Here is a 20769-nt window from a genome sequence, read left to right as displayed (position 1 = left end):
CGGCGCGGGAGCGGGCGGGACGCGCTGCGACAACGTGAGACGTGGTGGGGCGGGACTTCGCATCAGGTCGGCTCGGCGGTAGCGTTGCGCCACACTGACGGCCCGCGGGGCAGGCAACCGCCGACCCTCACGCCCCCCAATCGTACGGAGGATGGCGCATGTCCATCGGCGCTGAGCCGCGCGCAGGGCGCGACGATGCGGCCTCACGGCCGGACTTCGATGTCACCCTGCGCGGCTACGACAAACGCCAGGTGGATCGGCACCTGGAGCAACTCGACAGCCAGATCGCGATGCTCAGTGGCGAGCACGGGCGCTCCGCCGTCCGGGTCCGTGAGCTGACCGCCGAGGTGCAGCGCCTGCGGACCGAACTAGCCGACCTCCAGGAGAAACCGGTGCAGGTGGACCGCGCGACGATCCACGACCTGGGCCCGATGGTCGCCGAGATCATGGCACTCGCCGACAAGCAGGCCACCATGATCACCGAGTCGGCCACCGACCACGCGAACGAGTTGCGCAGCGAGGCGGAGCAGATCCTCGCCGACACCAGGGAACGCGCGGCGCAGGCACGTCAGGACCTGGCCGAGGAGTTGGCGACCCGGCGGGCCGAGCAGGAGCAGGCGCACGAGGAGCGGCGCACGCTGGCCGAGGCCGAATTGACAGCGATCCGCGAGCACGCGGAGCAGTTGCGCGCCGACGGTGAGGCGGCGCACGAGCGCGCCCAGCACGAGGCGAAGCGGATCACCGAGCAGAGCGCTCAGCAGCTCAACCAGACCCGGGTCGCCGCCGACGCGCTGATGAAGTCGGCCCGCACCCAGATCCAGCAGGAACTCCAGTCGGCCCGGGCGAAGAACCAGCAGGAGATGGCCCAGTGGCAGGCCAGCGTGGAGCGGGAGGTCAACGAACGGCGGACCGCCGCCGAACGGGACATCGCCGAGCAGCAGGCCGCCGCCGAACGCGAACTCGCCGAGCAGAGCAGCGCGACCGAGCAGCAGATCGCCGCGCTGCTGGCCGAGGCGCAGCAGCACGTGACCGAGCTGCGTAACCGCGCCGACGAGCAGGCCGCCATCCACCAGGAGCAGCTCACCGCCCTCCAACAGGAGATCGCGGAGCGCCAGCAGGAGTCCAGTGAGCTGAACGCCGAGCTGGACGCCGCCCGTCAGCAGCTCGCCGAGATCCGCCAGGAGGGCGAGACGCTGGAGGACGAGCTGTCGCGGATGCAGCAGCGTCTCAGCGAGGTCCGCCGGGACCTCACCGCCGAGAGCGCCCGGTTGGAGGAGGCCCGACGGGCCGGTGACTCCGCCGAGCGACACGCCAAGGAGGTTCGCGCCCGGGTGCAACGGGAGGCGAAGCGGGTGGCCGACCTCGCCGCCGCCGCGGTCATGGCCGCGGCTGCCGGCGGGACGGAGACCGCCGAGTACCCGATGGTGGGCTCCCGGTCCGGCACCGACCGACCCGGTGTCGAGCGGGCGGAGGTCGAGCGGCTCACCGTCGAGCGCAACGGCGTGCCGCCGGTCGTCGCGGAGCGGCCCACCAACCAGGACGCGGGCGCCAACCCGGCGTCGGCCGACCGGTCCCACGACCAGGCATCGGCGTACTCCCCCGATCACTCTTCCGATGAGGTCGCGGCCGAACCCGAGCCCACCGAGCGGCCCAGCGGCGAACCTGTCGATGCGTCGGAGCCGACGGACGAACCGGCCGCGGACCGCCCGGCGACCCAGGAGGTACGCCCCGAGCCGACCTTCCCCCGGCACATCGGCACGGACGCGCCGACGCCCGTACCGTTCCTCGCCTTCGGACAGCCGGTCAGCGAGAACGGCGCCGCCCGCCACTGACCTTCGCGGCGGTGGGACCGGGCCCCGGACACCCCGGTGACCAGCGGTGATCAAGTGATGAAAAGGAGCTCGGAAAGGGCCGGAAGACCTTCTTTTCATCACTTGATCAAGGACGGGTGGTGGCCGGGGCGGATTCTGCGGAGAACCGGGTCGCCGCACACATCGGAGCTGGCAGGCTGGGCTAGCCGTCGCGTACCAGCGGCGTGTGCCAGCCTGCCCGCCCGCCGAGAGGAGCAGTCGGTGACCGACCGACCGGAGGAGTTCGACCTGCTCGTCGTGGGCGGCGGTAAGGCCGGCAAGACGTTGAGCATGGACGTCGCCCGCTCCGGGCAGCGGGTCGCGATGGTCGAACGCGGCATGATCGGCGGCAGCTGCATCAACGTCGCGTGCATCCCGACGAAGGCGCTGGTGACCAGCGCCCGGGCGGCCCGCCACCTGCGCGACGCGGGCGCGCTCGGCCTGGTGGTGCAGGGCGGCCAGGTCGACGTCGATCTGCTGCGGGCCCACAAGCAGGACGTGGTCGAGGGGATGGTGGCCGCCAACCGGCAGCAGTTCCTCGACTCCGGCCTGCACCTGGTCATCGGCGAGGCCCGGTTCGTCGGCCCCCGGACGGTGCGGGTGTCGCTCGCCGACGGTGGCGAGCGGCTGCTGCGCGGCGCGGACGTGGTGATCAACACGGGTACGCGTCCGCACCTGCCCTCGGTCCCCGGGATGGTCGAGGCGGGGGTGCTGACCAGCGACACCCTGCTGCGCCTGACCCGGCTCCCGGCCCGGCTGGTGGTGCTCGGCGGCGGCACCGTCGGGGTGGAGTTCGCGCAGATGTTCGCGTCGTTCGGCAGCGCGGTGACGCTGGTCGAGGGCGGGCCGCGGCTGCTCACCCGCGAGGATCCCGACGTCAGTGACGCGGTGATGCGGGTCTTCGTCGACGACGGCATCGACGTCCGGGTGGGTGTCGCGGTGGCGCGGGTCGACCGGGACGTCGACGGCACGATCCGGGTGACGCTCGACGACGGCAGCCTGGTGACCGGGGACGACGTGCTGGTGGCCGCCGGCCGGGAACCGGTCACCGACTCCCTCGACCTGGACGTGGCCAGTGTACGCCTCAGCGAGCGGGGCTTCGTGGAGGTCGACGAACACCTGCGCACCACCGCCGAGCGCACCTGGGCGGCCGGAGACGTCGCCGGCAGCCCGCAGTTCACCCACGTCTCGTTGGACGACTACCGGATCATCCGGGCGAACCTCGCGGGTGGACAGCGCAGCACCGCCGACCGGCTCGTCCCGTACACCGTCTTCACCACCCCGGAGCTGGCCCGGGTTGGGCTCACCGAGACCGAGGCGCGTCGCGCCGGGTACGACGTCGAGGTCGCCCGCCTACCGGTCGCCGCGATCCCCCGGGCACGCACCCTGCGGCAGACCCAGGGCATGTGGAAGGCGGTCGTCGACACCGGCACCGACCGGATTCTCGGTGCGGCGCTGCTCGGCCCCGAGTCCGGCGAGGTGATCACGTCGGTGCAGCTGGCCATGCTCGCCGGGATGCCGTGGACCGCTCTGCGCGACGCGGTCATCACCCATCCGACGATGACCGAGGGTCTCAACCTGCTCTTCGCCTCGTTGCAGTCCCGCCCGGTCCGCTGACCACCGGCTGTCCGGCGATCTCGTCGCGTACCCGTTGCTGGAAGGCGCGGGCCTGCGCGCCGGTCGGTGGCGGCCCGCCGTGGCGTGCGGCGATCGCGCGGTGGATCACCTCGGCCCGGTCACCGGCGTCGACCAGCCGTCGACCGGCCGCGACCTTGGCGAGCCATACGCCGTCGCGGTGCCGCACCAGCGATCGGCAGGCGCCGAGCACCGCGTCCTCGGTGCCGGGCGCGGGCCGGTCGTCCGGTGGGGTCGGCAGGGCGAGCCACCAGGACAGCGCCTCGACGAGCAGCCGACGCAGGTCGGCCGCCGTGAGGTCGGCGAAGACCTCCCCGGCCGGCGGGCCGAGCAGCGGCAGACCGCTCTGGTGCAGGATGCTGCGGTCCAACCCGTACCAGAAGCGTCCGTCGGCGGCCGGTCGGTCGGCCGGGTCGAGGGTGCACCGGAACGGCATGGCGGCGCCGGTGTTCAGTTCGACCTCGAACCCGGGCTCCGGTGTTCCGGACGCGGCCACCGCCCGGTCGTAGACCACCAGCTCCAGTCCCCGTGCCGGGCAGGGCAGCGCCTCGTGTCGCAGCCGCGCCACCAGCTCCCGTCCGGTCGCCCGGGCGAGCGGCCCGGCGCTGACCAGCGCCACGTCCACGTCGCTGCGGCCGGGTTGGTAGGCGCCGAGCCCGACCGAGCCGGCGGCGTACGCGCCGATGAGGTCGGCCCCGAGCACCTCCCGGGCGGCGGCGACCAGGTCGTCAAGGTAGCGCTGGAGGTCGGAGTCCACGCGCCCATCCTGGCGCGCGGACGGCAGCGGCCCGACGCCGGGTCCAGCCCGCGACGGAGGCACCGGATGCGGACATCCCGTGTCAACCACCACGAACTTTCGCACGCACATCGGCAACTTTTGATGAATCGAGGCGAAGACATGGACACTTTGATCGAAGCACCTTAATGTCTCGATCCACCACCCGGTGTTTCCGCAACGTCACTCGTCGGCGTCGAGGACGTTACGGCGCCGGGCCCGACGGCCTCCCCTCACCGCTGATCCTCGCCCGGCCGCCGGACACTCCACCGCCTCCTGGAGGAACGATGGGCACACCCCTGCTACGCCGACTCCGCACCCCCGCCCTCGGTACGCTCGCGCTCGTCCTCACCGCCGGTTCCTGGGCCGCTCCGGCCGCCGCCGCACCCGCCCAGGAACCGGGCGTCACACTGCGCGTCTTCGACGTGCAGGTGCCACTCTCCGAGATCTGCACCCTCAAGCCGGCGCAGACCCCCAACGTGGACAAGCTGATGTCCACGATCAACTGGACTTCGGCCGCCGACTTCGGCTTCGAGGACAACTTCGTCTCGCAGGTGCTCGGCACCATCACCACCACCCAGGCCGGCAGCTACACGTTCCGGCTCAGCAGCGACGACGGGTCCAAGCTGGCCATCGACAACACGGTGGTGATCAACCACGACGGGTTGCACGGCGCGACCCCGCCCAAGGAGGGCACCGTCACCCTCACCGCCGGGCTGCACCCGCTGCGCATCGACCACTTCGAACGAGGAGGCGGGCAGCAGATCACCCTGGAGTGGAAGACGCCCGGCTCGTCGTCCTTCGTGGTCGTACCGAACTCGGCGCTGAGCACCGACGCCGGCGTGGTGCGGGTGACCGCGCCGGGCCGCAAGGAGTGCGAGGGCGTCGCCGACACTCCCGGCGACGGCCTGCCGCTAACCGGGGTGCACCCCGGGTACACGCTGACCAACCTGCGGCCCAGCGGGTTCCAGCCGAAGGTCACCGGGATGGACTGGCTGGCCGACGGCCGACTTGTCGTCTCCACCTGGGGTGGCAGCGACCAGTCCGGCACCTCCCAGGACGGTGAGGTCTGGATCCTCGGCAACACCGGCGGCGCGACCACCGCGGGCGCGGTGACCACCAAGAAGATCGCCGGCGGCCTGAAGGAGCCGATGGGGCTGAAGGTCGTCGACGGGGTGGTCTACGTGACCGAGAAGCAGCGGCTCACCCGACTGGTGAACACCGGCGGCGACGAGGTGGTCGAACGCCTGGAGACAGTCGCCACCTGGCCGTACGGGGGCAACTTCCACGAGTTCGCCTTCGGCCTGCTCTACGCCGACGGGTTCTTCTACCTGAACCTGTCAGTGTCGATCAACTCCGGCGGCGCCACCACCAACCCGCAGCCCGCCGGCAACCGGGGCACCACCCTCAAGGTCAACAAGGACACCGGCGCGATCAGCTACGTCGCCGGCGGTCTGCGTACCCCGCACGGCATCGGCTGGGGCCCGGAGGGCGGCATCTTCGTCACCGACAACCAGGGCGGTTGGCTGCCCTCGTCAAAGCTCGTGCACATCAAGCAGGGCCGGTTCTTCAACCACTACACGAACCCGGCCGGCCCGTTCGACAGGGCCCTGGTCACCCCGCCGGTGCTGTGGATGCCGCAGAACGAGATCGCGAACTCCCCCAGCACCCCGCTGTACCTGACCAGCGGCCGCTACGCCGGGCAGTTCGTCATCGGCGACGTGACGTACGGCGGCCTGCAGCGTGCCACCGTGGAGAAGGTCAACGGCGAGTACCAGGGCGCCCTGTTCCGACTCACCCAGGGCCTGGAGGCGGGCGTCTCCGAGGTCAACATCGGCCCGGACGGCGCGATCTACGTCGGCGGGCTCGGCGCCGGCGGCAACTGGGGTCAGACCGGCAAGCTGGCGTACGGCCTGCAGAAACTCACCCCGAACAGCACCACGACGTTCGAGATGCTCGCCATGCGCGCCACCACCACCGGCTTCGAGGTGGAGTACACCCAGCCCGTCTCGGCGGCAACCGCCGCCGAACTGGCGTCGCACTACAAGATCAAGCAATGGCGGTACGTGGCGACGGCGGCCTACGGCGGGCCGAAGGTCGACGAGGAGACGTTGACCGTCACCTCGGCCACCCTGTCGGCGGACGGGAAGAAGGTCAGCCTCGTGGTGGCGGGTCGTAAGGCCGGTCGGGTGGTGCACCTGCGCTCGCCGCGCCCGTTCACCTCCACCAGCGGCCAGTCACTGTGGAGCACGGAGGCGTGGTACACGCTCAACTCCATCCCGGGCAGTCCGCCACCACCCACCGGCGGCACCATCACCGGCGTCGGCGGCAAGTGTCTGGACGTCGACAACTCCGGTTTCGCCGACGGCACGAAGATCCAGCTCTGGACCTGCAACGGCACCGCCGCCCAGTCCTGGACGCGGGTCGGCAACACGTACCGGGTGCTGGGCAAGTGCCTGGACGTGGACAACGCCGGTACCGCGAACGGCACGAAGATCCAGCTCTGGACCTGCAACGGCACCGGCGCGCAGGTCTGGGAGCCGCAGAGCGACGGGTCGATCCGCAATCCGCAGTCCGGCAAGATCATGGAGGCCGCCGGCGGTAACACCGGCGACGGCACCCAGATCCAGCTCGGCACGTACGCGGGCAGCGCCCACCAGAAGTGGGTGGTCGGTAGCGGGGTAACCGGCTGACCTCGGACGACGGGGCGTGGTCTGACCGCCGGGTCCGGCCACGCCCCGCCCGTCCACCCCGCGCCAAGATCTCCGCTCAGCGGAACAGCACCGGCCCGTTTCCCCCGGGCACCGACGAGGTGGCCCGGGACGGTCACCGACGCATCAGGCGCGTCGGTCAGGGGCCGTGCGGCAGCGGCTGCGCCAGTGCCCGCAGGTCCGCCGGGAGTTGGGCCAGGGCATCCTCGAACTCCCGGTGCCCCACCACCCGGTGCATCGTCTGGAGCACCGCCCGGGTGCCCCGCTCGGCGGCCGGGCGGTCGATTCCGGCGCGGTCGGCGACCCGGCTCAGGAACTCGTCGTAGCCGAACGTCTCGGGTGGCTCGGCGGCCTTCACCAGCAACGGGCTCAACTCGTCGGCCAGGTGGGGGGCCAACGCGCCCGCCTCGCCGCCGCTGAGCCGCTCGGTGAGGGTCCGCAGGACCGCCTCGGTGAGCGGGCGCGCCTGCTCCGGCGGAAGACCCGCCCGTGCCGCAACCTTGTCGACGAACGCCAGCTCGGCCATGCCCCCGCCCTTCGCCTTCGGAAAGGCGTGGCTACCCGGGCCCACCGGCAGCAAACCCGGCAGCGGAAGCGGGATGCCTTCTGCCGATTGCTCCGCGCGGCGCGGTTCACGTCTCGTACGGTGAGGTCGGACCGGGAACCCGACGGCTGCCCGACGGCGGCCCGTGCCGCAGGAGGAGCAGATGGCCCTCGACCTGCCCGAGGTGATCGACAGGTACTTCCGGGCCGTCAACGACCGGGATCTGGACGCCTTCGTCGCCTGCTTCGCGGACACCGCGAGTGTCGCCGACGAGGACCGGCTGTACGACGGGCGAGCCTCGATCCGCGCGTGGCGGCAGAAGACGATGGACGCCTACTCGTACACCGCCGAGCCGGTCCGGGTGACATCGCAGGCGGGTGACTCCTACCTGGCTCTCACCCGGGTCTCCGGCGACTTCCCCGGCAGCCCGGTCGAGCTGCGGTACCGGTTCACACTGCGCGACGGCCTGATCGGCGCCCTGGACATCCGCCCGTAGCCGCAGGATTTCACCCGACGGGAGAAGCGACGTGCCGCGAGTATGGCTCATCACCGGTTGCACCCGAGGTCTCGGCCGGGCCCTCGCCGAGGCCGTGCTGGCCGACGGCGACCACCTGGTCGCCACCGCGCGCAACCCCAGCCAGCTGAATGCCCTCAGCGACCAGTACGGCGACCGGGTCCGGCCGATAGCCCTCGACGTCACCGACCCGGCCGCCGCCCGCGACGCGGTCCGCACCGCCGTGGACGGGTTCGGACGCCTGGACGTCCTGGTGAACAACGCCGGGTACGCCGACGTCGCCGCGATCGAGGACATCTCGGAGGAGGACTTCCGAGCGCAGATCGACGCGAACTTCTACGGGGTGGTCAACCTGACCCGCGCCGCACTGCCGACGATGCGGGAGCAGGGTCGGGGGCACATCGTGCAGATCTCCAGCGTCGGCAGCCGGGTCGCCAGCATCGGCCTGGGGGCATACCAGGCCGCCAAGTGGGCGGTCAGCGGTTTCTCCGGAGTGCTCGCCAGGGAGGTCGCGCCGTTCGGAATCCGGGTCACCAGCGTCGAGCCGGGCGGGCTGCGCACCGACTGGGCCGGCTCGTCGATGAGTGAGCTGCCGATCAGCGAACCGTACCGCCCGGTCATCGACCCGGCCGTGCAGCGACTGCGTGAGGGCAGCGGCCGTCAGCCGGGCGACCCGGCACGCGCCGCCCAGGCGATCATCCGGATCACCACCGTCGACGACCCGCCCCTGCGGTTGCTGCTCGGCACCGACGCGGTGGCGGGCGCCTCGGCAGCCGCCGAGGCCCTCGCGGCGTCCGACGCGCGGTGGCGGGAGGTGAGCGAGTCCGTCGCCTTCGACGCGGCCCCCTGAGTACCGGACCGACGACGTGGTTCGGACCGGCCCGCAGGTGATCGACCGCCGAACGGACGAACGGGCACGGCGCCGCGGATGACATGATGTGGCGACAACGGCTCCGGCACGGGAAGGGTTGCTGCTGTCCGATGGCGCACTTCGGGGCTCGCACGTCCACGGCGACCGGCCCGATCGTGGTGACGCCGACCGGCGACCCGCGACCGGGGGGCTGATGCCGGCCGAACGACGGGACACCGTGATCGCGCAGAGCGCCCCCGCCCCGTTCACGGACACCATGACCTACCAGGTGGCGACCGACGTGCGGGCCCTTCGCGCGTTCGTCAGCGCCGCCGCGTTGGCCCGAGGGCTACCACCGGACCGGGTGGAGGTGCTGACGCTGGCGGTCAGCGAGCTGGCCTCCAACACGTTGCAGCACACCACCGGCGGCGGCCGGGTCCTGCTCTGGGCCGAGTCGGGCCACCTGTTCTGCGACGTCGTCGACCAGGGCCCGACGCGGACGTTCGGGCGCAGCATGCCGGCCACCGACGCGGTACGGGGTCGTGGGCTGGCGATCGTGGAGCAGATCTGCGACGACGTCGCCGTGCTCACCAGGGCCAGGGAGACCGTCGTACGGATTCGCCTGGCCCTGTGAACGCCGGCGGCGATCCATGCCCTTCTCGGCGAGGGGAGCTGCCACAATGCGGACAGACCGGCCCGACGGTGGAACCGGGTCGGCCCGATCCGGGAGGACGCCACGATGCCGGACAGCGCACGCGAGGCAGAGCTGCTCGACGCCGAGCGCACCCTGCAGGCCGCCCAGCGGGCCGGCGACGCCGACGCCCTCGACCAGCTGCTCGTCGACCAGCTGATCTGCGTCGGCCCGGACGGGCGTACGTACACCAAGCAGGATGACCTGGCGGCCCACCGGGAGCGCCGCTCGGTGGTGCAGGAGCTGGTCGAGGAGGAGCTGAACCTCCTCGTCGTCGGGACGACCGGGGTGACGTTCTTCCTGGGTCGGGTGGCCGGGACCGTCGACGGTGCGCCGTTCGCGGCTCGCCTCCGCTACACCCGCACCTGGATCCACGACGACCCGCACGGCTGGCGGGTCCTCGCCGCGCACATCAGCCCGGTCTGACGTCGGTCCCACCAGCGGCCGGCTCACCTGCTCGGACAGCCGGGCCGTCACCCCCAGCTCGTCGAGCGCGGCCAGCCCGTCAGGTGACGACGGCCTCGATCGGCCCGACGCGCAGGGTGCCGTCGTTGAGTGGGGTGCAGCGGACGCCGCCGGTGCTGCGCAGGGCCTTCCACGTGCCCGGTCCGACGGTGACGTCCATCCAGGCGCAGGGTCGGGCCGCCCGGTTGACCCGCAGGCTGACCGGGCCGTCTCCGGAGTCCAGCACCAGCACCCTGCCGATCAACTCGTCCACGGCTATCCCGGTGGTGAGGATGTTGCGGCGGACCTCGGCCAGGCCGATGTCGGCCGGCAGCGACTCCTGGGCGATGACCGTGACGCTGGCGTCGCGGTGCGCCTGCTGGCCGAAGTAGCGGTCGCCGACGATGCCGAGACCGGCCCGGATCCGCACCGCGTCGACCAGCTCGCCGGGCGGTGCCGGCGCCGGGCCGTCGGAGGGCCGGCCCAGGAAGCGGTGCACGGGCGAGGCCAGCAACTCGACGATCTCCGGCATGGCAGGAATTGTACGAAGCCAACCGCACCGTCCGGGTCGGCTCGGCTCGGCTCGGCTCGGCTCGGCTCGGGTCGGGTCGGGTCGGGTCGGGTCGCGGAGGATCCGCCATTGCCAGAATGACCACCACTGTTCTATAACAGTGTCATGAGTTCTATAACAGTGCGGACAGCGACGGTGGGTCGGTACGGGAGCTACGGCGGACGGTACGTGCCGGAATCCCTGATACCCGCCTGCGAGGCGGTCGCCGAGGCCTTCACGCAGGCGCGGGCCGATCCCGGGTTCCGCGGCGGCTTCGCCGCGCTGCTGTCGGCGCACGTGGGACGGCCGACCCCGCTGACGCCGGCGCGGCGACTGTCCGCCGAACTCGGCGTGACGGTCCTGCTCAAGCGGGAGGACCTGACCCACACCGGGTCACACAAAATCAACAACGTGCTCGGCCAGGCGTTGCTGGCCCGGCGCATGGGGCGTACGCGGCTGATCGCCGAGACCGGAGCGGGCATGCACGGCGTCGCGACGGCCACGGCCGGCGCCCTGCTGGGGTTGCCGGTGACGGTGTTCATGGGCGAACGCGACATGGAACGCCAGGCGCACAACCTCTTCCGGATGCGGCTGCTGGGCGCCGAGGTCGTTGCGGTGACCACCGGCAGCCGCACGCTGAAGGACGCCACCAGCGAGGCGCTGCGCCACTGGGTGACGGACGTCGACGAGGCGTACTACTGCGTGGGCTCGGTGATCGGTCCACACCCCTATCCCACGATGGTCCGCGAGTTCCAGCGCGTCATCGGTGACGAGGCCCGGCGGCAGTGCGCCGCCGAACTGCCCACCGCCACGCCGGACTACGTGGTCGCCTGCGTCGGTGGCGGCAGCAACGCGGCGGGCACCTTCGCCGGTTTCGTCGAGACGTCGGCGAAGCTCGTCGGGGTGGAGGCCGAGGGCGGCTCCGGCGCGGCGAACGGGGAGGTCGGCGTCCTGCACGGCTTCCAGTCGCTGTTCCTCCAGGACGAGCACGGGCAGATCAGGGAGGCGCACTCGATCGCGGCCGGGCTGGACTACCCCGGCGTCGGCCCCGAACACGCGTACCTGCGCGATCTGGGACGCGCCCGCTACGTCACCGTCTCCGACGGGGAGGCGGTCGGCGCCGCGGTCCGCCTGGCGCGGGCGGAGGGCGTACTGCCCGCCATCGAGTCGGCCCACGCGGTGGCCTGGGTCGTTCGCGCCGCCGGCACCCCGGAGCTGCCCAGCGGCTCGACGGTGCTCGTCACCCTCTCCGGACGCGGCGACAAGGACGTGACCACCCTGATCGCGGAGGCGGATCTCGGATGAAGCTGCTGATGCCCTACATCACCGGCGGTGTCGTACCGGGCTGGACCGCGTTCCTCGACGCCTTCGAGGACGCGGGAGCCGACCTGATCGAGGTCGGGTTGCCGTTCTCGGATCCCACTGTCGACGGTCCCACCATCCAGGAGGCCTCGGACGCGGCGCTCGCCCGGGGCGCGACCCCCACCTCGGTCCTGCACGACCTCGCCGAGGCGCGGGTCGGAATCCCCCTCGTCGCCAGCACGTACGCCAACATCGCGCTGCGGCCGGGCTTCGGCGACGCGCTCACGACGGCCGGGGTAACCGGGCTGATCGTGCCCGACCTGCCCCTCGACGAGCTGGACGGACTGGCCGTGCCGGGCGTGCAGGTCAGCCTGCTCGCCTCGCCCGCCACACCGGACGACCGGCTCGCCGAGATCGGTCGGCGCAGCCAGGGTTTCGTGTACGCCGTCTCGATCATGGGGACGACCGGCGAACGCGATCGGCTCGCACCGTCGGCCGTCACGCTGGCCGCCCGGCTCAAGCAGGTCACGGACCTCCCCGTGCTGGTGGGCTTCGGGATCTCCACCCCGGAGCAGGCGGGCGAGGCGGCGACGGTCGCCGACGGGGTCATCGTCGGCGCGGCCGTGATGCGGCGCATCCTCGACGGGGCGGGTCCGGCCGAGGTCGGGGCCTTCGTGGCGGCGCTGCGGGCCGAGCTGTCGCGGGGGGCCTCCGTGCGATGATCGGCGGTGGCCGTCGACGACGGGAGCGACAGTCGACGCATCGGGAGGCAGACCAGTGGCACGCTATCGGGCCATCGCCGCCGACCTCGCCGCCAGGATCCGCGAGGGTCGGTACGCGCCGGGCGAGGCACTGCCCCCGCAACGCGAGCTGAGCACGGCGTACGGCGTCACCCTGATGACGCTGCGGCAGGCCCTGGGCGAACTGAGCGCCGAAGGGTTGATCGTCCAGAAGCCCGGCAAGGGCACCTACGTCGCACCGTCCCCTGCGGCGTACCAGTTGGGATCTCTGCGGAGCTTCGGCGACGACCTGCGCGAGCAGGGCCACGAGGTCCACACCACGGTGATCTCCCGCTCGCTGCGCCGCGTGCCCTCGCGCGTCGCGGCCCGGTTGCGGGTCCGCGAGGATGAGACGGCCCTGCGTCTCGAGCGGGTCCGCGCGTTCGCGGGCCGCCGCGCCATTCACCAGATCTCCTGGGTACGCGAGCCGCACGCGAGCCGGTTGCACGACGTGGACTTCACCGGCACGTCGTTGTACGCGGCCCTGGCCGACCTGGGGGTGATGGTGGCCCGGGCGGCGGAGACGATCCGGCCGGAGGTGTTGAGCGCGGACGTGGCCCGGCATCTGGACGAGGCCGAGAGAGCGCCGGTGCTCATCAGCGACCGGATCACGTACGCGCCCGACGGGACGGCCCTGGTGACGGACCGGGCGACGATGCTGGGCAGCATGCTGCAGATCACCGCCGACCGGGCCGCCACCGGGCTGTCTCTCCATTACGGAGCGGTCTAGCCGCGTCGGCCGGTGCCCGCGCGGATGTCGGCGGTCGGCTCCGGTGGCGACTCACACGGCCAGCGCTGCCCGGACCTCCCGTTCCGCCGTGACACCCCCGTCGCCGTGCGAGGTGACCCGGCCGGACTCCAGCACCTGGTAGCGGTCCGCCACGCGCAGCGCGAAACCCAGGTGCTGCTCGACGAGCAGCACACTGAACCCGGACTGCCGGGTCAGCTCGACGATCCGTTCCTGGATCTCCGCGACCACCGACGGTTGGATGCCCTCGGTCGGCTCGTCAAGCATGAGCAGTCTCGGCCGGGTGATCAGGGCACGGGCGATGGCCAGTTGCTGACGCTGACCTCCGGAGAGCAGCCCGGCCCGCCGCCGCAGCAGCGGACGCAGCGCCGGGAACAGGTCCAGCACCTCGGCGGTGGCCACCGCGCCGTCGCGCCGACCGTCGGCGACCAGCCGCAGGTTCTCCGCGGCGGTCAGGTGCGGGAAGCACTGCTGGCCCTGCGGGACGTACGCCATCCCCCGGGCCACCCGCTCGTGCGGCCCGAGGCGGGTGACGTCCTCACCGTCCAGCTCGACGGTGCCGGCGCTCGGGCGCAGCAGCCCGGCGGCGACCCGCAGCAGGGTGCTCTTCCCGGCGCCGTTGTGCCCGAGCACCGCGGCGACCCCGTCCGGCGGGACGGCCAGGTCGACGCCGTGCAGCACCCGACTGCGCCCGTACCCGGCGTGCACCGCACGCAACGTCAGCATCATGCCTCCCGGCCGGTGGGGGCCGACCCGGCGTCGACCGGGTGGCCGAGGTAGACCTCCTGCACGCGCGGATCCGCCTGGACCTGCGCCACGGTGCCCTCGCTGAGCACCCGTCCGGCGTGCAGCACCGTGACGCTGCGCGCGAACCGGCGGAGGAAGTCCATGTCGTGCTCGATCACGACCACGGTGCGGTCCCGGCTCACCGTCTCCAGCAGCGTTCCGGTGGCGTCGCGTTCCTCGTGGCTCATGCCGGCGACCGGCTCGTCGAGCAGCAGCAGCCGCGCGTCCTGCACCAGCAGCATCCCGATCTCCAGCCACTGCTTCTGGCCGTGCGCGAGCGTCCCGGCGAGGTGGTCGGCCCGGTCGACCAGCCCGATGGTCTCCAGCGCGGCGGCCACGTCGTCGGGGACACCCCGCCGACGGCGGGCCAGGGTCGCCCAGCCGCGCCGGGCGCCCGCCGCGATGTCGAGGTTCTGCACCACCGACAGCTCCTCGAAGACCGCCGACGTCTGGAACGTCCGTCCGATGCCCAGGCGACTGATCCGGTGCACCGGGCGGCCCAACAGCTCGTCGGCGCCGAACCGGACCGAGCCGGTGGCCCGGACCAGGCCGGTGATCGCGTCCACGAGGGTGGTCTTGCCGGCCCCGTTCGGCCCGATCAGGAACCGGATGTCACCGGCGGGCACCTCCAGGGACACGCCGTCCACGGCGGTGAAACCGTCGAAGCTGACCCGCACGTCACGGACGGACAACCCGTCCAATCGTTCACCGCTCATGCCGTCGTCACCTCCCGCTCGACGCGTCGTCGGCGCGGTGGCGACCACCACCGCCGCGCTGGTGTCCCGCTGCCGTCGCGGCGGCGGGCCAGCGCCCACAGCGACGCCAGGCCGCCGGGAAGGAACGCCACCACGACCACGAAGAGCAGCCCCTGGAGGTACGTCCAGGTGCCCGGGAACCGTTCCGACAGGGCGGTACGCGCCCACGCCACCGCCACCGCGCCGAGCACCGGGCCGAGCAGGGTGGCCCGGCCGCCCACCGCGACGCCGATGACGAACTCGATCGACGGGACGATCCCGATCAACGCGGGCGAGATGATGCCCACGGCCGGCACGAACAGCGCTCCGGCCAGCCCGGCCATCCCGGCCGCGACCACGTACGCCACGAGTTTGACCGACGCCGGGTCGTAGCCGAGGAAGCGGACCCGTTCCTCGGCGTCGCGGACCGCCACCAGCAGTTCGCCGTACCGGCTGTGGATGAGCTGACGGGCCAGCGCGAGCAACGCCAACAGGGTGCCGGCGATGACGAAGTAGACCATCCGCTGGTTGACCGGGTCGTCCAGGTCGTACCCGAAGAAGCCCTTGATGTCGGTGAGGCCGTTGGTGCCACCGGTGGTGCCCTGCTGGCCGATCAGCAGGATCACCATCGCGGCGGCGAGTGCCTGACTGAGGATGGCGAAGTACGCGCCCCGGACGCGGCGGCGGAAGACCAGCGAGCCCAATCCGAAGGCGACCGCCATCGGCAGCAGCACCGTCGCGGGCAGCGCGAACCACGGGCTGGCGAACGGTCGCCACCACAGCGGCAGTTCGTCGAGTTGCCCGTACAGCTGCATGAAGTCGGGCATCCCGCCCGGGCCCGCGTCGGCGAGCTTGAGGTGCATGGCCATCGCGTAGCCGCCGAGGCCGAAGAAGACGCCCTGGCCGAGGGTGAGCATGCCGCCCCGGCCCCAGGCGATCCCGATGCCGACGGCGACCATGGCGACGCAGAGGTACTTGGCGAGCAGGGACAGCCGGAAGTCCGACAGCACCAGGGGTGCGACGGCGAACAGCAGGGCCGCGCCGAACGCGAAGCCGGCCGCCGCGCGCAGCCGCGACCGCTGTCGCGGCGGGTGCGGTGGTGCGGCGCCGGCGGGCGCGGGGCGGACGGCGGTGCTGGGCGGCGCGGGGGTGACGGCGGTCATGCGAGGCTCCTGGTCCGCAGGGTGAACAGGCCCTGTGGCCGCCACTGGAGGAACGCGACGATCGCCACGAACACGATCACCTTGGCGACGCTGAGGGTGGTGAGGTACTCCCCGGTGGCCTGCAGGACGCCGAGGGCGAAGGCGACGATCACGCTGCCCTTGAGCTGGCCGATCCCGCCGACCACGACCACCAGGAAGGCATCGATGATCAGGTTGGTGCCCATCGTCGGGCCGATCGGGCCGAGCAGGGTCAGCGCCACCCCGGCGAGCCCGGCCAGCCCGGACCCGACGAAGAAGGTCGTCCGGTCGACCCGGGAGGTGGCGATGCCGGACACCGCGGCGAGGTCCCGGTTCTGCACCACCGCGCGGATGCGACGCCCGAGCGGGGTGAGCCGCAGTCCCAGGGTGAGGGCCGCGACGGCGGCCACCGCGAGGGCCAGGATGAACAGCCGGTTGTTGGCGATGGTCAGCCCACCGGGGAGCGCCACGTTGCCGGTCAGCAGCTCGGGCGCGCGGGTCTGCACGTTCGGGCTGCCGAAGATGTCCCGGGCCAGCTGTTGCAGCATCAGCGACACGCCCCAGGTGACCAGCAGGGTGTCCAGCGGTCGGGCGTACAGCCGGCGGATGAGCAGCAGCTCCAGGAGCGCGCCCATGGTGCCGGCGACCACGAACGCCACCGGCAGCGCGACCACCAGGGACCAGCCGGCCCCGGTGATGCTCTGCTGGAGGACGTAGGTGGTGTACGCGCCGGCCATGATGAACTCACCGTGCGCCATGTTGATCACGTTCATCTGGCCGAAGGTCAGTGCGAGGCCGAGCGCGATGAGCAGCAGCACCGCGCCGATGCTGATACCGGTGAAGAGTTGACCGAAGAGGACTGTCACTGTGGGTCTCCGAACTGCTGGTCGGGTGGCCCGGGTGGGGCGCGCGGCGACGCGCCCCACCCGGGCCGGCGTCGTCAGCTCAGGCCGCTCGCCCACGGATAGGTCTTGAGGTACGGGTCCGGTACGACAGGCTTGCCGGAGTTCCACACCTCGGTGATCAGACCGTCCGCGCCGATCTTGCCGATCCGGGCGGTCTTGGCGATGTGCTGGGTCTTGCCGTCCACCGTGACCAGGCCCTCCGGCGCGTCGAAGGTGATCCCGTCGGAGGCGGCGCGGACCTTCTCCACGTCGAAGGCGCCGGCCTTCTCGACCATGGCCTTCCACAGGTGCACGGCGACGTACGCGGCCTCCATCGGGTCGCTGGTGGGCTTGTCCGCGCCGTACTTCGCCTTGTACGCGGCCACGAACGTCGAGTTCGCCGCCCCGGGGGTGGTCTGGTAGTAGTTCCAGGCGGTCAGCTGACCCTCCAGGTACTGGGTGCCGATGCCCTTGACCTCCTCCTCGGCGATCGACACCGACACCACGGGCATGGTGGCGGCGGTCAGGCCGGCGGACTTGTACTCCTTGAAGAACGCGACGTTGCTGTCGCCGTTGAGCGTGTTGAACACGGCGGCTGCCCCGGACGACTTGACCTTGTTGACGATGGTGCCGAACTCGGTGGATCCGAGCGGCGCGTAGTCCTCGCCGAGAACTGTCATCCCGTTCGCCGTCGCGTACGCCTTGATGATTTTGTTGGCGGTACGGGGGAAGACGTAGTCACTGCCGACCAGATAGACCGATGTGACACCCTGCGCCTTCAGGTAGTCGAGCCCGGGAACGATCTGCTGGTTGGTCGTCGCTCCGGTGTAGAAGATGTAGGGGGACTGTTCGAGCCCCTCGTACTGCACGGGGTAGAACAGCAGTGCCTTGTTCTTCTCGAACACCGGCTTGACGGCCTTGCGGCTGGCCGACGTCCAGCAGCCGAAGACGGCGGCGACCCGGTCCTCGGAGATGAGCTTCTCGGCCTTCTCGGCGAAGGTGGGCCAGTCGGAGGCGCCGTCCTCACCGACCGGCTGGACCTTCCTGCCGAGGACGCCGCCGGCCGCGTTGATCTCCTCGACGGCGAGCATGATGGAGTCGCGGACGGTGACCTCGCTGATCGCCATGGTGCCGGAGAGCGAGTTGAGCAGGCCCACCTTGACGGTGTCGCCGGAGACGTCGGCGGTGACGCCGGCCGCGTTGGCCGCGTCGTCGGTCTTACTGCCGCACGCGGTCAACGCGGCCGCGGCGACAAGGGTCATGGCACCCGCCAGGATGCGGCGGCCGGGGAACAGTGACATCTACTCTCCCTGCGGTGCACTGAGGAAGTGGCGAAAGGACGGTCGGTGCGGTCCGGTGGAGCTGACGTGGGCGATGCCGGGCTGACGGGTGGACGTCGGCCCGGGGCATCGACTCGGATATGGGCACCGAAAGCGTCGACCGGCATCATTGCGCGAGTGTTTCCCGGTCCTTAATTGACTGTTTCCGCGCTGCCGGACGGGCGCACACCGAAAAACGGCCGGCACCGTCGGAGAAACGGTTACGGCCGTTCAGAGAGGCTGAGAAAAGGAGTCACCAGAAAGGTCGGGAGACGATTTCACCGACCGGGGACGCGCATTGGCGGAATCCGACCCCGAGGGCAGATCCTTCACGCAGGAAGTATCTTAGGTCCGGGTCGGGTGCGGCTGTCAAGGGTCCGGCCGACCCGGACCGGGCCGCTCCCGGCGCGGCGGCTCAGAGCTGGGCGAGCACCGTGAAGTCGAGCCCGTCGGCCTCGGCCAGATAGATGCGCTGACGTACGTGCCGACCGCGCAGCTGCAACCGCCCGCGCGGCCCGTGGTACGCGACCGTGTCCGCTGCCGTCTCGATGGCCCGGACGTCGAGGGTGCGGGCCTGGCCGATCAGCGCGGCGAGCAGCATCACGCCCTCGTAGCACGACTCCCCCAGGCTGCCCAGCGGCGGCGCCTCCACCCCGAAGCGACGGGCGAAGTCGCCGTGGAAGTCCAGGTTCTCCTGGGTCACCAGACCGGCGAAGAAACCCGCCGTGCTGTACAACCGACGCGTCGCGCCGGCACCGCTGGCCAGCAGCATGTTCTCGTCCATCAGCGTGCTCAGGCGCAGGCAGCGCTGGTCCAACCCGGAACGGGCGAACGCCCGGTTGAACCGCACCGCGTCCGCTCCGACCAGCAGCATCAGCACCGCGTCCGCGTCGCTGTGCTCGATGCGCCGCAGCACCTCGCCGAAGTCGTGCGCGTCCAACGGCAGGAAGTGCCGGCCCACCACCTGCCCGCCGCCGCGCACCGCGTACCGCGCCGCCGCCCGTGCCGTCCGGCGGGGCCAGACGTAGTCGTTGCCGACCACGAACCACCGACGCACCCGCTGCTCTCCCGCGAGCAGCCGCATCGCGGGCCACAGTTGGGCGTCCGGCGTCTCGCTGGTCAGGAAGACCCCTTCGGTACGCTCACCGCCCTCGTAGAGTGCGGTGTAGACATACGGCACCCGGTGCGCGACGCGGGGCGCCAGCGCCTGGCGCACCGACGAGATGTGCCACCCCGTCACCCCCTGCACGGCCCCCACCGACACCAACGCCTCGACCTCGGCGGCCACCTCGGCCGGAGGCGCGCCACCGTCGACCGGCACCAGCCGCAGCTCACGACCCAGCACCCCGCCACAGCTGTTGATCTCCTCCACCGCGAGCTGCGCGCACAGTTCGCAGGTGGGGCCGAACATCCCGCCCGGCCCGCGCATGGGGTAGACCAGCGCGATGCTGACCACGGCACTGTCGACGGTCAGCCACGGCGGTGCCGGAGCGGACATGAGCACATGATTGCCCGACCCACGACCGAAGGCCAGAGCTCACCACGGACCGGGACGACTCGGTACCATGGCGGGGCCACCGCACCAGGGAGTCGCATGTCAGACGTGCCCGGGGCGCCAGCCGACCTGCTGCGCTCGCTCACCCGCGCCGAACGGCTGCTCTCCCGCCGGCTGGGCGCCGTGCTGGCCGACGACGCGTTGACCATCGAGGCGTGGCGGGTGCTCTGCCTCCTCGCCGACGGCCAGGGTCACCCGATGAGCGAGGTGTCCGCCGAGGCGTCGCTGCCTCCGGGCACCCTCACCAAACTGGTCGACCACCTCGTCGACCGCAACCTCGTCTTCCGCCGGATCGACCCACTGGACCGTCGACGGATCCGCGCGTACCTGACGGCGCGCGGCCGACGTGAGCACGAACGCCTCGACCAGCGGGTCCGGGCGAGCCTGGCCGAGCTGGGCATCCCGACGGACGCCGGCCTGGTCGAGCGACTTGACGACCTGGTCGACCGCCTCGACCCGGCGCGTCGTGGCGACCGCGCGGGCGTGACGGGCTCACGCCGCTGACCCGCGCCGCCTCACTCGACCTTGGTGAGCAGCGGCTTGCCCTTCTCCACGACGTACGTGGCCAGCTCGACGGCGACACCGTCGCCGACGTTCCTCGCCTGGTGGTGAACCCCGTACGGCACGGTGAGGGCGTCACCCACGTTGCACACCACTGGTGGCTGACCCTCGAGCGTGTACTCCAGCGATCCCTGGAGCACGCAGATGATCTCCTCGCCCGGGTGGAAGTGCTTGAACGGTGGCGAGTCCGGCGTGAACTCCACCCGGCTCTGCACGACCTCACGCCCGGGAATGCTGAGGTCGTGCCTCTGCAGGTCGACGCGCCACAGCCCCGGCGCTCCCTCCACCGCCGTCGGACTGATGCCCTCGGGTCGATCACTTCCACTCATCACGGCCTCCTGTGCACCGTCGCGCGC

General features: G+C 71.7%; 21 protein-coding genes. 11 read left to right on the top strand and 10 right to left on the bottom strand.

Annotated elements, in window-relative coordinates; translation table 11 throughout:
* Window positions 1-158: 158 nt before the first annotated feature.
* Window positions 159-1832 carry a DivIVA domain-containing protein gene (locus GA0070612_RS19760; RefSeq protein WP_088989258.1) on the top strand — a complete coding sequence of 558 codons (1674 nt, stop codon included), beginning with the start codon at window positions 159-161 and terminating at the stop codon, window positions 1830-1832.
* A 240-nt stretch (window positions 1833-2072) separates the two neighbouring features.
* Entirely contained in the window at window positions 2073-3467 is a 1395-nt protein-coding gene (locus GA0070612_RS19755) for an FAD-dependent oxidoreductase (protein WP_088989257.1), read from the top strand.
* Here GA0070612_RS19755 and GA0070612_RS19750 read toward each other — a convergent pair.
* Window positions 3424-4242, bottom strand: a complete 819-nt coding sequence (locus GA0070612_RS19750) for a nucleotidyltransferase (protein WP_088989256.1) — start codon at window positions 4240-4242, stop codon at window positions 3424-3426. The genes GA0070612_RS19755 and GA0070612_RS19750 overlap by 44 nt on opposite strands.
* Before the next feature lie 305 nt (window positions 4243-4547).
* On the opposite strand from GA0070612_RS19750, the gene GA0070612_RS19745 reads away from it, so the two are divergent.
* Window positions 4548-6953: a ricin-type beta-trefoil lectin domain protein gene (locus tag GA0070612_RS19745; protein ID WP_088989255.1), complete on the top strand. Its 2406-nt coding sequence runs from the start codon at window positions 4548-4550 to the stop codon at window positions 6951-6953.
* Window positions 6954-7110: 157 nt separating this feature from the next.
* On the opposite strand, the gene GA0070612_RS19740 is transcribed toward GA0070612_RS19745, so the two are convergent.
* Window positions 7111-7497 (bottom strand): DUF2267 domain-containing protein, encoded by a 387-nt coding sequence (locus tag GA0070612_RS19740; protein ID WP_088989254.1) that lies wholly within the window; start codon window positions 7495-7497, stop codon window positions 7111-7113.
* Window positions 7498-7678: 181 nt separating this feature from the next.
* On the opposite strand from GA0070612_RS19740, the gene GA0070612_RS19735 reads away from it, so the two are divergent.
* From GA0070612_RS19735 to GA0070612_RS19720, 4 genes are all read left to right on the top strand, one after another.
* Entirely contained in the window at window positions 7679-8011 is a 333-nt protein-coding gene (locus GA0070612_RS19735) for a nuclear transport factor 2 family protein (protein WP_088991626.1), read from the top strand.
* 31 nt (window positions 8012-8042) lie between these two features.
* Window positions 8043-8879 (top strand): oxidoreductase, encoded by an 837-nt coding sequence (locus tag GA0070612_RS19730; protein ID WP_088989253.1) that lies wholly within the window; start codon window positions 8043-8045, stop codon window positions 8877-8879.
* A 214-nt stretch (window positions 8880-9093) separates the two neighbouring features.
* A complete protein-coding gene (locus tag GA0070612_RS19725) occupies window positions 9094-9513 on the top strand; it encodes an ATP-binding protein (protein WP_088991625.1) in 420 nt (139 codons plus the stop codon).
* A gap of 105 nt (window positions 9514-9618) precedes the next feature.
* On the top strand, window positions 9619-9996 hold the full coding sequence (locus GA0070612_RS19720) for a nuclear transport factor 2 family protein (RefSeq protein WP_088989252.1): 378 nt from the start codon (window positions 9619-9621) through the stop codon (window positions 9994-9996).
* A gap of 79 nt (window positions 9997-10075) precedes the next feature.
* Here the strand turns inward: GA0070612_RS19720 and GA0070612_RS19715 are convergent, their stop codons facing one another.
* Window positions 10076-10546 carry a molybdenum cofactor biosysynthesis protein gene (locus GA0070612_RS19715; protein WP_088989251.1) on the bottom strand — a complete coding sequence of 157 codons (471 nt, stop codon included), beginning with the start codon at window positions 10544-10546 and terminating at the stop codon, window positions 10076-10078.
* Between the two features lie 144 nt (window positions 10547-10690).
* Between GA0070612_RS19715 and trpB the strand changes: the two genes are divergently transcribed.
* From trpB to GA0070612_RS19700, 3 genes are read left to right on the top strand one after another with little or no spacing between them, the layout of a single operon-like run.
* The gene (gene trpB, locus GA0070612_RS19710) at window positions 10691-11869 is read left to right on the top strand and encodes a tryptophan synthase subunit beta (protein ID WP_088989250.1); all 1179 of its coding nucleotides are present in this window, start codon (window positions 10691-10693) and stop codon (window positions 11867-11869) included.
* Complete coding sequence (trpA, locus tag GA0070612_RS19705) at window positions 11866-12588, top strand: tryptophan synthase subunit alpha (protein ID WP_088989249.1); 723 nt, start codon at window positions 11866-11868, stop codon at window positions 12586-12588. The genes trpB and trpA overlap by 4 nt, the downstream gene beginning before the upstream one ends.
* Window positions 12589-12643: 55 nt before the next feature.
* Window positions 12644-13375: a GntR family transcriptional regulator gene (locus GA0070612_RS19700; protein WP_088989248.1), complete on the top strand. Its 732-nt coding sequence runs from the start codon at window positions 12644-12646 to the stop codon at window positions 13373-13375.
* Window positions 13376-13426: 51 nt separating this feature from the next.
* On the opposite strand, the gene urtE is transcribed toward GA0070612_RS19700, so the two are convergent.
* The 6 genes from urtE to GA0070612_RS19670 form a co-directional block, all read right to left on the bottom strand.
* Window positions 13427-14119 (bottom strand): urea ABC transporter ATP-binding subunit UrtE, encoded by a 693-nt coding sequence (gene urtE, locus GA0070612_RS19695; protein ID WP_088989247.1) that lies wholly within the window; start codon window positions 14117-14119, stop codon window positions 13427-13429.
* Window positions 14119-14895: an urea ABC transporter ATP-binding protein UrtD gene (urtD, locus tag GA0070612_RS19690; RefSeq protein ID WP_088991624.1), complete on the bottom strand. Its 777-nt coding sequence runs from the start codon at window positions 14893-14895 to the stop codon at window positions 14119-14121. The genes urtE and urtD overlap by 1 nt, the downstream gene beginning before the upstream one ends.
* Window positions 14892-16076: an urea ABC transporter permease subunit UrtC gene (urtC, locus tag GA0070612_RS19685; protein WP_088989246.1), complete on the bottom strand. Its 1185-nt coding sequence runs from the start codon at window positions 16074-16076 to the stop codon at window positions 14892-14894. The genes urtD and urtC overlap by 4 nt, the downstream gene beginning before the upstream one ends.
* Window positions 16073-16960: an urea ABC transporter permease subunit UrtB gene (urtB, locus tag GA0070612_RS19680; RefSeq protein ID WP_088989245.1), complete on the bottom strand. Its 888-nt coding sequence runs from the start codon at window positions 16958-16960 to the stop codon at window positions 16073-16075. Before urtB ends, urtC begins: the two co-directional genes overlap by 4 nt.
* 74 nt (window positions 16961-17034) lie before the next feature.
* The gene (gene urtA, locus GA0070612_RS19675; protein ID WP_088989244.1) at window positions 17035-18279 is read right to left on the bottom strand and encodes an urea ABC transporter substrate-binding protein; all 1245 of its coding nucleotides are present in this window, start codon (window positions 18277-18279) and stop codon (window positions 17035-17037) included.
* Between the two features lie 433 nt (window positions 18280-18712).
* On the bottom strand, window positions 18713-19795 hold the full coding sequence (locus GA0070612_RS19670; RefSeq protein WP_088989243.1) for a substrate-binding domain-containing protein: 1083 nt from the start codon (window positions 19793-19795) through the stop codon (window positions 18713-18715).
* 96 nt (window positions 19796-19891) lie between these two features.
* Between GA0070612_RS19670 and GA0070612_RS19665 the strand changes: the two genes are divergently transcribed.
* Complete coding sequence (locus GA0070612_RS19665; RefSeq protein ID WP_088989242.1) at window positions 19892-20356, top strand: MarR family winged helix-turn-helix transcriptional regulator; 465 nt, start codon at window positions 19892-19894, stop codon at window positions 20354-20356.
* A gap of 11 nt (window positions 20357-20367) precedes the next feature.
* Here the strand turns inward: GA0070612_RS19665 and GA0070612_RS19660 are convergent, their stop codons facing one another.
* Window positions 20368-20742: a cupin domain-containing protein gene (locus tag GA0070612_RS19660; RefSeq protein WP_088991623.1), complete on the bottom strand. Its 375-nt coding sequence runs from the start codon at window positions 20740-20742 to the stop codon at window positions 20368-20370.
* Window positions 20743-20769: the final 27 nt, after the last annotated feature.

The sequence above is a fragment of the Micromonospora chokoriensis genome (assembly GCF_900091505.1).
In the GTDB taxonomy this organism is placed as follows: Bacteria; Actinomycetota; Actinomycetes; order Mycobacteriales; family Micromonosporaceae; genus Micromonospora; species Micromonospora chokoriensis.
The sequence above is the reverse complement of the archived record's forward strand: the minus strand, read 5'-3'. Positions and strand labels throughout refer to the sequence as shown.